The organism is Candidatus Uabimicrobium amorphum (assembly GCF_009002475.1).
In the GTDB taxonomy this organism is placed as follows: Bacteria; Planctomycetota; Uabimicrobiia; order Uabimicrobiales; family Uabimicrobiaceae; genus Uabimicrobium; species Uabimicrobium amorphum.
In genome coordinates this window covers 3,363,155-3,375,939 of record NZ_AP019860.1, presented here as the reverse complement: position 1 = coordinate 3,375,939, position 12,785 = coordinate 3,363,155, and the positions used below count along the sequence as shown (strand labels likewise).

The 12,785-nt window shown below is 39.4% G+C and carries 6 protein-coding genes; all 6 read right to left on the bottom strand.

Going from position 1 to position 12,785, the window contains the following annotated elements:
* Position 1: 1 nt before the first annotated feature.
* The 6 genes from UABAM_RS12025 to UABAM_RS12000 all read right to left on the bottom strand — a co-directional run bounded on the left by UABAM_RS12025 (position 2) and on the right by UABAM_RS12000 (position 12,783).
* Positions 2 to 922: a serine/threonine protein kinase gene (locus UABAM_RS12025; protein WP_151968251.1), complete on the bottom strand. Its 921-nt coding sequence runs from the start codon at positions 920 to 922 to the stop codon at positions 2 to 4.
* A gap of 8 nt (positions 923 to 930) precedes the next feature.
* Positions 931 to 1,476, bottom strand: coding sequence for a class IV adenylate cyclase (cyaB, locus tag UABAM_RS12020; RefSeq protein ID WP_151968250.1), 546 nt, complete (start codon positions 1,474 to 1,476; stop codon positions 931 to 933).
* A complete protein-coding gene (gene amrB, locus UABAM_RS12015) occupies positions 1,477 to 2,343 on the bottom strand; it encodes an AmmeMemoRadiSam system protein B (RefSeq protein WP_151968249.1) in 867 nt (288 codons plus the stop codon).
* A complete protein-coding gene (locus UABAM_RS12010; protein WP_151968248.1) occupies positions 2,343 to 5,831 on the bottom strand; it encodes a hypothetical protein in 3,489 nt (1,162 codons plus the stop codon). Before UABAM_RS12010 ends, amrB begins: the two co-directional genes overlap by 1 nt.
* 7 nt (positions 5,832 to 5,838) lie before the next feature.
* The gene (locus UABAM_RS12005; RefSeq protein WP_151968247.1) at positions 5,839 to 9,279 is read right to left on the bottom strand and encodes a serine/threonine-protein kinase; all 3,441 of its coding nucleotides are present in this window, start codon (positions 9,277 to 9,279) and stop codon (positions 5,839 to 5,841) included.
* 108 nt (positions 9,280 to 9,387) lie between these two features.
* Positions 9,388 to 12,783 carry a serine/threonine protein kinase gene (locus tag UABAM_RS12000; RefSeq protein ID WP_151968246.1) on the bottom strand — a complete coding sequence of 1,132 codons (3,396 nt, stop codon included), beginning with the start codon at positions 12,781 to 12,783 and terminating at the stop codon, positions 9,388 to 9,390.
* Positions 12,784 to 12,785 lie beyond the last annotated feature (2 nt).

Below are 12,785 nucleotides of genomic sequence, written 5' to 3'. Positions count from 1 at the left end.
CCTATAAAAAGCGCTGCATATCTTTATCGCGATCCGTAATACCCAAACAATCGTAAGCGTAATCGCGTACTTCCATTGTTGACCATCTTTTGTTGGGATCAAAGTCCATCATTTTCTTCACTAAGAATTGCAACATCTTTTTTTGTTTGCGATCTGCACGAACATCTTCTAGCTTTGGTACGCGATAGCGTTTTGAACTCCACTTTTCGACATCTCGTTTCGGATTGAATGGTGGCGTACCGGTCAACATGTGAAAAAATATGGCACCTATACTGTAAATATCGCTGGCAGGTGTTATGTATACATTTTTATCAGGAAATAGCAAGCAGCGCATTAATTCTGGTGAGATGTAATGAGTATTGATGTCCACTAATTTTGTTTCCATGAAATCCGACTGCGCGAGATATTCAAGACCGGCAAGGTATACATCCGCCGTTTTTTTGCGAACAATGATACTACGCGGATGAATATTGCGATGTACAAAAGAAAAATCGGCTAAATGCTCTAACGCCTTGGTTAAGTCGGATAAGATCCACAAAGCCTCTTTTACGGTAATGAGAGATGATTTTCGCAAAATAGTGTGTAGATCGATACCTGCAATCCAATCGAGAATGACAAATCCTTGATTGGGATCAATGGAAAAATCTCGTGCGGAAACAACATTGCGCTTTGGATCCAGAATTAGTAAGAATAATGCACGACGTAGATATTTTTGCAATTGAATGTGATTTAAATTTGGTGGTGCAAATTCGATAACATACTTTTTGCCCTCTTCCATCGACAGACAGAAAAACACGTTTCTTTTGTTTACGTTCGGCTTTTCATCTAGCAATTGATAGAAACCTTTTCCCCCTTTGAAGATATTCTTTTCTAGCAATTTTTCGTTTAGAGTGTGAATTTCTTTGATAATATCTTTATGCATTTTTGCACCTAAAATTTCATTTCGGTGATTGTATCGATATCGAGCCCGTAGTGCGCAAGCACCTCCTTGGGACCCATTGCATTTGCTTGGTCAACGGGAATATCCAACTTTTTCAACATTTCAATGAGCTTATCACTAGAAGGAGCTTCAATCTCTAAATATGTTGGTATATTGGGCAATGTGTCTATATCGAAAACGAATTCGTTATAAACATAGTGCTTACGCTTTTTTTCAAAGTGGAGTATGATTTCGAGACCTAAGCCAAGAAGAATATTTTTCATATTCTCGGTGTCACTAACGACGACCTCGTGTTCTTGCATAATTTTATGTTGATCTTGCGCACCAAGAGGTGTTTTGTAAGTGCATTTTATCTCTTCGCCTTCGCTGCGGATACGCACATACGATTTGTTTTTGGTAAGACGTCTATCTGGATAATCAAAGATGAGCGTCTCCATAAGCCAGTCGCCTTGTAACGAGGCCCCTAGTTCCCTTACTTTATTTTCTATGTTTTCCTGGCAAATGTCTAGAACTTTTATCTCTATTTCTGTTGTCATTTAGATTACAATTCCTGAGTAACCAACAAAATTATCTATTTCACCTTGCGGATCTACGTCCCAACTAGTGGTATAATGCAATAATTTCCCCTGGGATCTTCCCGCTACTTTTGCAAACATTAAAGTTGCTGCAATTGCTCCACCACCACATGCATTTTGATTTTTTTGTACTTCTTCTACAATCTTAGCGTCTTGTAGTTGTAACATCAAATCAATAATTCTTTTATCGTTGTTATTTTTTACCCATTCTAAGCTTTTGTGACCTGAACCTGCTGGGTTGAAGCCAAAACGCGATCCATAATGCGTCAGGTCTGTGGAACAAATGGCGATAGTGGTGTTGTTGCTTTCCTGTTGACCAAAAACAAGTTGAGCAATGTTTTTACCTAGCGTATTTGCCGACGACATTACGGGTACCATAATCGGGACAAATTTGGCCTGTGGAAAAAAATGTTGTATAAACGGTAACAAAACTTCAATAGAATGCTCGTGCATGTGTGCATTTGCATTGACTTCGACGATTTTATTTTCGATAAGTTGTTCGGTAATTTCTTGCGCAATTTCTATGTCTCCCAAAGGTGTATTCCACGTTCCAGCTCCCCAAGTGCAAGGAGCAAAAACCCCGGGTATATGAATCGCCCCAAAAACAATAAATGTTTTTGCATCGGGAACTACGCGGTGCAATGCGTCGAAAACTTGATAGGCTGTATATCCCGAAAACATCCAGCCTGCATGAGGAGCTATTCCCGCACAAATATCGCCATCACTGTGTATTTCGTTTTGTTGCGCCTTCCATCTTTCGAACATAATTTCGCATTGTTTTTTTGTTTGTGGGTAAAAAAAACCTGCGTGAGCTGCTTGGCGATGCATTACGCGTCTCCTAAATATTTTTGACCTCTAGGGCTTCGTGTGATTGATTTACCATCGTAAGAGACAAGTTTTTGTTTGGCGAGAGCTTCGACAACGGCAAAAAACTGGGCTGTTTCAATGGCATTTTCTTCGGGAATTAATGCGTTTTGTATGTCTACGATGTTTTGTTTGTCTTGCGTGAGTAGATGTAGTACCTTATTTTCTATTTGCGTGGCACTTAAATCTGAGTTTTTCATTTCATGAGCGAGAACAAAGAAGATTTCTTCGCTGATGTCGGTGAAGGCCTCGATATTCTGCGCGGTGCCTGAAAACTTGACGCCCATTTTGTTTTCTGTTCCTGAAGGGCGAGCGGTGATGGAAAATTCAAACACATCGTTTTGGCTACTACAAAAAAACAAGGTGTCCGGTTCTTGGGCAAATTTAGTTTGTAACAAAGTGTAGTCGCTAAAGTGCTGCTGTATACACGCCACTATTTTTTGCCACAGCGGACTTTCGTAATACCACAATTCTTTTTTCACAAAGTATACATAAACACTGATACTTTTTGGCGTAGGGTACAACTCGCTTATTTGTGAAAAATCGCGTTGGGTTGTGAGTAAATCGAGAATCGAAAATACCGTGTGTATATTGGCGAGAAAGCCATTTCCTACGTAAACATCGTGTTCTTTGTCTTGAGAAATTACGCGATTACAACGAATGATGTGCCCTGATTTTTCTCCTCCAAGAGACTGCTGTTGAAGTATGTATTTGTCTCCGATGGGAGTGATGCACAAGTTTACTTTGTCGTTACGAACGTTTTCACTCATGACAAAATCTACGGGATGAAGTTGGCGCACACAATTTTTCATTGCGTTCATAAAGGGAATACTTGAATCTACAGTAAATGCAATGACGGTTCCCACAGGCAAAGATTTGTGGTTTACCGCAGAACGTATTTGTAAAAATAGTGATTTGTCGCCATCAAAGATATGAGCAATATCAAGTTGAGGGTTATAAACGGCAGTAATTCCACGATCACCATCACCATCCATAAAAATAGCAAAAGCTGTGGTTTGCGGTTTGTCTTTGTAAGCAAATAATTTTTTTAGTGCCGGAAAGCCATTGTATTTTCCACCAGGTTCTATGTCAGAACGTGTGAGGTGTTCTATATTTTCAAAATGCCCCGCACCAACACGGTCGTCACCGCTATTGTTATTGATATTAAGACCATTTGGTTTGTCTCCCACCCAGTCAATAGAATCAATGCCACATTTTTGTATCGCAAGTTGCAGCGCTTCTTTGTAGTGTGTTGCCGATAAAGCGCCATGTGACAAATCACAAATAATCGCTACATCTTGTGTCGTTTTTCCTGGTAAATTTTGTTGTTGCGTGACAACAGATGTAAACACTTTTTGTGCCTCCTCTTGCAAGCACAGTACCTCGGACGTAGAGGAGCGTTGTATGTCGGATGCATGATAGAACATTAACGCGGTGATGGCGTTTTCCATATTGCTCATTGCTTTGACAAATCGACCTTGCTCATCGCGGATAAATATTTTAAGTCCGTCTTGAGAAGCAGGGTTATGCGAAGCACTTTTGTATAGAAGTATATTGATTGGATTTTGTTGTGGCATTTCGCTAGCTAAAACATAAGGAGCGTTGGCAATGGGCATAGTTCCTAAATCGTAGACCGAGTGCCCGGCGGCAGCAATACCTTCCTGTAAGGCTGTGTACAGACAGTCGCTGCGTAAGGGGTCATTGCAGTACAAGTCGCGCGTATCTTTACCAATTCCCACGACCGCAGTTGTTTTGTATATGGCTTCGAAAGCTTGAACACTGGCGTATGCCAAAAGGTAGCATAGCTGCGGGGTGATGTCTCCGAGTTTTATATAGCGGACAATGGCGTCAGCGTAAGGTACATGTGCGTCGAGGTAGTGGACATTACCGCGAATACCATCTGTTCCATGAAGGCGAAATAGCGATTTATCCACGAAGCCTTTCCAATCGCTTGTGCTTGCGACAAAATCTCGTAGCAATTTCCAGTCAATTACCATGGCGTCGTCTAGTGAAGTGAGGTGATGTATGACTTCGTGACTATTTGTACCAAGAGTTGCGTCTATTTCATGAGCATTGTATTTGTTGCCGTCATTTACAATACCTAAGTTGTTGCTCAAGTGACGGAAGTCGACGATGAGCTGTTGTTTGTTGCGTAAGATTTCTAAATGATCGCTAATTTTTGAGTTCGGTGTTGGCTCTGACATTTTTTTCTCCATTGTTGTACGCAATTCTTGTTGCTGTTCGCGAAGAATTGTTTGCCAAATTTGGCAAATTTGTTTTTTGGTGTTGGTGTCGAGATCAGAAATACATTCGCAAAATGAAGATTTGTCAAAATGGAATGTGGGGAGGGATGCTTTTATTTGCGAGAGAGACTTTACTTTTTGGTAGAGAGATTCTTGTGTGGTGAGGATCATGTGGTGTTCTTCTATGTTTTTGCGATGAAAAGCCGCTTTTTTCTTCCAGTTTTTGTTTTGTAAATCGCGGTGTATTGTGAGTGAGTTTGTCAATTTGGCCGTTAGGTGTAAATCATGACCTTTTTCTGTTTTCTCAAACAACCACTTGGTTCTTTCGGTTATATTGCTGCGTATAGAATTTGCAGAAGCAATATATAGTTTTTCCAAGAATTTGTCGTTGTGATATTGGGCGTAAGCGCAGCGCACTTCACGAAAATAGTTTTCTAACAATGTATAGTGAAGTATTAGCTCAGTGGTCATCAGAAGTTTTTCACGGACGTTGGTAAGTAGCTCACTGTAATAGGGTTTGTGTCCTGGTTTTACAGGAGAAGATACTGCCATGGTGTTTGCCGCGACTTTTTCGCGAACGGCGACTCCTGCAGGAATGAGGCTACCGCTTCCTATCTGGCAAGGTGCGATAATTTGTGTTTGACCTCCTACGAAAACTCGTGGGAATACACCCAGCATTTCTCCTAAGACTCCAGGACCTACAAGAGAGCCAAACTTCAAACCTTCGGGGGTGAAATTGTAGTGCACGGCACCGCTACCGATTTCACTAAAAGCGTAGGGTTTGTCACTGCCACCACTAACGTAGATATCGCAAAAATTGATTAAGCTACCAAGGGTGGCGTACATGCCGACAATCGTCATTTTGCATCCTACTGTGTGTGCCGCACGTGCGTGTTCCATGAACAGCGTTCCTTTGCGCATTTCGGCACCTGATCTTATTTCGACATGATTGAGAAATACACTATTATTGTAACTACCGCTTCCCAGAGTAACATTGCGTCCGCAGCATACATTTTTATAGATCCCGCCATGCTCTTTACCTAACTCGCTGTTTGCTCCGAGTAATGTTTTTTCTCCGGTGACGCGTACACCGGGGTGAAGCGTTACTCGTGGTTCTATATTTTCTACATGGACCTCTTCACCCACAAATACCATTTGTGGGAAGGGGATAATGACACCTTTATTTTGTAGTTGCTTTATTTTTTCCATCTATTCATCATTTCGTATTATTGAGTACATTTTCAATCTTGTTCATGTAATACATCAAACCTTCGTTAGTTTTCGCCGAGATCATTTGGTCACATTGCTCTATTTTGCGAAACATTGCTTCGTCATCTATTAGAAAACTTTGGTCGAAAATCATGATCTCTCCTAGTCCATCGGGAATATACGCTTTCTTCCAATCTTTGCTAAAAATAACGCCTTTTTCCTTAAAAAATCCACGATATATTTCAAAACGTTTGTCGAGATCTTTTGTGCTGTAGATATGTACATTCTCTTTTGTTGTTACGCTGAGATATTCTGACATGGGAGAAAAGGAAAGTCCTTTGATCGTACCGTTGACCTTGGCTGTTCTGAACGTCTTTGGCGACAAACCATTCCATACATAAATGTTGCCAATGTTATCTCCCGCGGCAAAGCAAGTATTGGTTTTGTCCGCGGCTAAGGCAACAATTTTGTTTAATCGTACCTTGGGAAGTATACGAGTGTGGGGCTTCCCTGCTCTTAGAACATAAAGAGCCATTTTGGTATAATCCCAGGTTTCAGATGCGACAAGGAGAGTATCTTTGTCTAATTCTAAAATTTTTTTCGTGGACCCCTGTGTTTCAAGCAGTATCTCTTCGGTTTTTGTGTCTAAATTTTCTTTGACAACGCGGCAGGGAGAATTGTAAGAAATATAAATGCAGTCCTGGTACCTGGAAATGGCAAAATCCGCCACAGCTCTGCGTATACGGCTTTTAAATGTACGGACGGATAAACCGTTTCGTGCATCGTAGATATCTATTCTTCCGCTGGCAAAATGAATAAACAATTGTTCATTACGTATATCGTACTTTATGCGCGAGATGTCTTCAAAGATGGGTTTGGGAATACATTTACCGTTTCTCCATATGATGAACCCAATGTGCCCTGTATAGATAAAAATATCTTTGTAGGCGATCATCGCCAGTGTAGGGTCCAGGTCGTGCATAAGACTTTTAAATCTTGACAATATTTTTTTGATGCCGGCATCGTTTATCTGTAGCTTTTCGAACGCAATAGTATATTCTTTGTAAGATTGAGATTTTGTCAAGCTTAGTTTTAATCCATTTTGCGATTGCAATTGCATGGAATGTAAGGTGCCATTTTCTGCAAATGTTGATATGACGTTGCCCGTGTATATATCTCTGAGTTCAATGATGTCGTTTCGAATGGCAACAAGAAAATTTTGTGGGTGAAATTTTAAGTGTGATACAAGCATGTTGAAATAGCTAGGGAGTCGTTGTTGAAAAATACTGTCGTTTATATTTTTCTTGGCCAAAATCAATTTACCGTCTTTTTTGCCCATGGCATAATGTGAGTCAACGGTTAATATTGGACCAGCAGAGATAAAATTTCCTAAGAGTAACGACGGTGAAGACACTAGCGTATTTTTTTTCAAATTGAGGATGCTCATATTTACATTGGACACAATGAACACTTTGTTCTTCTCTTCGGTAAAACACATACGACAGGTATATTTGAAAATGTCATCTGTATATTCGTAGTTTTTGTTGTTGATAATATTGTGGATAATAAGTTTTTTCTGTTGTTTCTCCTGAATGATAAACCAGTTACCATTGGGAGAAATTAACATGTTGCCGTAGACCTCAATCGGAAATTTTCGTATTTTCCCCGTGGATAAATTTAGTAAGTGGCAGGCACGCTCTTTGCGTTTGTCGTTGGCTTTTTCAAAGCGAAATGCACAGTAGCGACTGTCCGCAGAAAAACACGCATCTTCGACAATACAGTATTTCGTCGAAAAAATTTGTTGACGTTTTTCTAAGTCAAAAATGGCAAACGTGTCCTTGGGAAGCCTTAACATCAGGTATTGATTATTGGGGGAAAATAAAACGGCGTTGTAATTGTGAACATGAGAAATTTTGAGATACATATTTTCTAATGTGAATTGTTGCTGTGTGTTTTCCCAGATATAATAATTCGGTACGTTGTTAGCGATGTACATTTTGATGATATATTTATTTTGCGGAGAGCATATAGGGGGATATGGGCTTTGCGGAAGTTTTTTTTCCGTTACTTTTGGGAATTTATTGAGTATATCAAAACGCAGATGCATATTGAGAAGTTGGTGAAGATTTTGGGCCTTTTTTGGGGAGATAGTGTTGATAATTTCAGAAAGGTAGCGATAGCAGCGCGTTATTTTGTTGTAGCTGTCAAATATATTTTGTGCTGCCATTTCTGCGTCAATGGTTTCTAGTGTACTATGTATGGCTTCTATTTTTATATTTGCCATTTCGTTTTGCGTTTGCCGTTGTAATTTTTGGCTATGTCGCTGCTCAAGAAACATTGTAGAAAGAGCAACACAAACAATAATAAGCATCGCTGTAAACGTGGCGAGCACCACTGGATTTTTTTTTCGCCATTTTCCAAATTTTTGCCATGCCGTTGGTGGTTTTAATTTTATCGGGTTCTTGTGAATGATATTGTGTATCTCTGATTTTAAGAATGCGGCGTCGGGAATACGTTTTTTCGGATCTTTTGCCAGGGCAGTTAAGCAAACAATTTCTAAGTCGCCGTCGCGAGGTATAGATACATTGATTTTCGATGGTGGAATCGGATCGCTTGTTGTTAGGTGAAACAATAGTTCGATGTAATTTTCTCCGGTAAAAGGAACAGTTCCTGTGAGTATTTCGTATAAGATAACTCCCAAAGAGTAAATGTCGCTACGTTGATCTACTTTTTCACCTTTTGCTGTTTCAGGAGACATGTATTTCGGAGTGCCAAAAACATCTCCTGTTTTTGTTAAGTCAGTGGATTGACCAATATGTTTTGCAATGCCAAAATCTAAAATAATGGGAACACCACTTTGGTCGACGAGAATATTATCTGGCTTTAAATCACGGTGTAATATCTTTTTACTATGAGCAAACTCAATGGCATCACAAACAAGGTAGAAGACCTTTAATTTGTCGTCCATGCTCTTGTTTTGAATATATTGTGTAAGCGTTTGTCCTTCGACGTAAGCCATGGCGAAAAAATATTGAGGGGTTTGACAAATTTCATATATCTGTATAATGCCTGGGTGCTGTATTTGCGCAACTGCTTTGGCTTCACTTTGAAAGCGTTGGACAGCTTGGAGATCACAGCGTAATTCGGGTAGCAATACTTTTAAAGCGCACATGCGTTGAAGCTGTGTATCTTCCGCTTGAAAAACAATCCCCATACCTCCGCGACCAAGTTCTTTTATGATATTATATTTGCCTAGTTGTTGTTGCATGGATTCAATAGCAGGTGTCGCATTGGCATTGATGTCATGCCAAGTATTGTTGTCTGCAGAAATAACATATTCATTGCGGTTTATTCTTCCTTCTTCAATATATTTCTGCAAAAGTTCTTGGGTATAAGGTCCAAAGACTTTACCATTTTTATTGGATTTGACGAACCAGGTTTGCGACATATAAATTCCGATCTAAAACTCCCGTGTATTCCCATATTACTTGTAGTATTGTAACTTTGTAGGTGTGATTTTCAATTAATATTCTGTATGGGAATAGCACAAATCTTTTTACTTTTGAATTTTTTCTTCGATACGATTCATATAAAACACCAACGATTTATCATTTTTCGGTGGGATGATTTTTTCACATTGGCGGATTTTTTTGCGTAAATTTTGCTTGTCGAAAATATACGCTTGGTCAAAGACCATCACCTCTCCGATCGCATTCGCGATGTAAGCTTTTGACCAACGGTTGTTAAAATTCATACCTTTTGCTTTATAGTAACCCGTGTACATTTCAAATTTATCTGTGGGATTTTGTACATCGTAAATGTATATGTGGTTGCCAACAAATACGGCTAAGTAATCACCATTCGGGGAAAAAGACATTCTTTGCACTTCTCCATGAACTTTTGCGGTATGGTAAAGTTGTGGAGAACTTGCATTTTTGTACAACAGTACTTCGCCATTTAGACTGCCAACGGCAAAAAAAGTCTGTTGGTGATTGACGGCAATGGTACTTGGATACAAGATGTTTGCGGGAATGCGAACTTTGTCTCCGTTTGGTTGAACTATATGAACGTTTGATGGCAGACTCACCACAAGCAAATTTCCGTTTTGCAATTCAATTATTTTGCGAACTATACCATTTACAGTAGAGTATTTTTGTATAGACTGCGTTCCTAGGTCGTATTTTAGTATTATGCCTTGTAACTGCGTGGCAATATATAATATTTCTTCGTTACGAGACAACTCAAAGGCTGTTGCAAGGTTGTTTTGTCTATTGAGTCTGACTTTTTTCGCCAAAGAGCCATCGAGTACGTTGTAAATGTCTATTACTCCGTCATTTTGTGAGTAGGTAAATAGTTGTTGGGATTTTTTTCTATATGTATTTAATGCGGCGTCCTTGAGGTGGGATTTGTAAAAAGGTTTTCCTTTTTTCCACACCGCAAAACCTAAACGTCCAATATACACAACGACATCTTCACCATCCGCAATAATTCCCTGCATTGGATTTAGATTTTTATTAAAGGAGTTCAGGCTTTGCATTATTTTTTTCATATTCGCGGAAAGATTTAGCTTTTGAAATGGAAACCTGTACTCGTTATAGGACTGCGATTTGGTAAAAACTATGCGTAAGCCATCCTTTTCTAAAGCGTGTAGTTTTCTTATCGATTCGCCTTCGTCAAAAATCAAAATGGGGTTTTTTGCATACATATCGTGGATTTCGATAATCTTATTTTTTTCTACGGTGAGAAAGGTAGGAGACACAAACGTAAGCTGTGAAACACTTACATTTGAATAATTGGGAAATGTTTCGTGGGAAATGGAGTCGTTGATACTTTGTTTGACAAGAACGATTTTACCATCTTTTTTACCGATGGCAAAATAAGAGGGCATTGTCGAAATAGGAGCTACGGCTAAGCGTTTGCTGAACAACGATGATGGCGCTGTGGTGAGCTGGCGTTTCGCAATGTTAAAAACACCCACGTTTGCCAAACCGACAATAAATATTTTGTTTTCATTGTCGCAAAATGATAGATGGCATTCTCGGCCAAGAATACTATTGGTATATTCCTGTAGACTTTTGTTTTGTATATTGTATATGAGGAATTTTTGTTGCGTACGATGATGAATAACAAGCCATTTCTCATTGGGAGAAATCATCATAGGACAAAAATTTTGCAATGCAAAATGCTCTACTTTTAAAGTACGCAAATTCAAAAGTGCTTGTCGCCGCTGGCTTATGCAGTAAAATGCACAGTAGTTTTGCGAAAATTTTATGAAACGAATACTACCGGGATGAGTAAAAACTTGTTTTTTTTGTTGTAGATCGAAAAAAGTTAGTTTCTCACCTTTTTTATATACAATAAATTTGTTGTTGGGAGAAAATCGCATTGATGTATTACTTGCATCGTATATTTTGTAAAAAATATTGTCGGTAGTAAGTGGAATACCATCCTCATTTTTCCATATATATATGATATCCCTTTTGTTTTGACGGGATAAAGTGGCAATATATTTACCATCGTTAGAGCATATACTATGACCATTTATTGGAATGGTCTTTTGCACAACATTGGGGAACTTACTGAGTATGCTAAAGCGCAGATGTGAGTTAAGTTTGCGATAAATACTCTTTGTTTGTTCTTGGGAAATTTTGTCTTGTATTTGGTATAGGTACTGATAGCAAAGTTGTATTTTGGCGAAACTGGTGAATATGTGCTGTGTAGCGGTTTCTGTTTTTAGTGTTTCTAGGGTAATGTCGATGGCATTTTGGATCGCGGCGACCTCACGTTGCTGAGCATCCATGATAATTTTTGTTGCTTGGCGCTCTACTTCCACACTGTGTCGGCGTAGGTTATATGCAACGACAAAAGCTACGCTGGTAATGGCAGTTAGAGAAAGAAGTGTCAATAAATGTATGGGGTGATTTTTACACCATTTTTTCAATTTCTCCCAGGGTTTGGGAGGTTTCAAACTGATGGGACGCTGATGTAAAATATTGTCTATCTCTGTTTGTAAATATTCTACACTGGAAACGCGGTGACGTTGTTTTTTCTCTAAAGTTGCCAAGCACACAATTTCAAGGTCACTATTTTTGGCAATGGCGGTATTTAGAACCGAAGGTGGAATAGGATCTTCAGAGGTTGTGCGCATCATAATTTCAATGGCGTTCTCTCCAAAAAACGGAACACGACCTGTCAGCATTTTGTATAGAATGACACCCAGTGAGTATACATCGCTGCGCTGGTCTACGGGTTTACCTTGGATGACTTCTGGCGGAATGTAGATGGGAGTTCCTACGATAGCACCTGTTTTGGTTAGGCCCGCGGTGTGATCGATATCTTTGGCGATTCCAAAGTCTACAATGACTGGCTCTCCCTCTTTGGAAATTAATATATTTGCGGGTTTTAAATCGCGATGCAATATTCCTTGTTGGTGCGCAAAAGCGATAGGCGTACATATTTTGTGAAACAAATGTAGTCGTTCTTTTAGGTCCAGGTTGGAAATGTACTGGTCTAGTGGCAAACCATCAATGTAGGTCATTGCAAAGAAATATGGTTTTTTCTGATGTACTTCATAGATTTGAATAATGTTCGGGTGGCGGATTTTGGCTATGGCAATGGCTTCTCTTTTAAAGCGCTCTATGGCGTCATTATCACTATTCGATAGCAATACTTTTAAAGCACATTCACGTTGCAATTCGGCATCAAAAGCGCGATAAACAACTCCCATGCCTCCACGTCCCAATTCTTCTAGAAGTCTGTATTTTCCAAGTGTTTTTGATGCATTTGGATTTGTGATATAGTCGATATTTCTCCATATACTACTATCTTGGGAAATAATGTGTTCACCAGGTTTTATTTTACCTTCTTTGATGTAGCGTTTAACAAGTTCTAGAGAGTAGGGGCCGACAACTTTTCCGTCGCGATTGGATTTTACAAACCACCCATTTATCATAA

Excerpts from the sequence above, each read along its gene's own strand:
- amrB (WP_151968249.1), bottom strand. The coding sequence starts at position 2,343 with ATGCATCGCCAAGCAGCTCACGCAGGTTTTTTTTACCCACAAACAAAA.
- UABAM_RS12025 (WP_151968251.1), bottom strand. The coding sequence starts at position 922 with ATGCATAAAGATATTATCAAAGAAATTCACACTCTAAACGAAAAATTG.
- UABAM_RS12005 (WP_151968247.1), bottom strand. The coding sequence starts at position 9,279 with ATGTCGCAAACCTGGTTCGTCAAATCCAATAAAAATGGTAAAGTCTTT.
- UABAM_RS12010 (WP_151968248.1), bottom strand. The coding sequence starts at position 5,831 with ATGGAAAAAATAAAGCAACTACAAAATAAAGGTGTCATTATCCCCTTC.
- cyaB (WP_151968250.1), bottom strand. The coding sequence starts at position 1,476 with ATGACAACAGAAATAGAGATAAAAGTTCTAGACATTTGCCAGGAAAAC.
- UABAM_RS12000 (WP_151968246.1), bottom strand. The coding sequence starts at position 12,783 with ATGATAAATGGGTGGTTTGTAAAATCCAATCGCGACGGAAAAGTTGTC.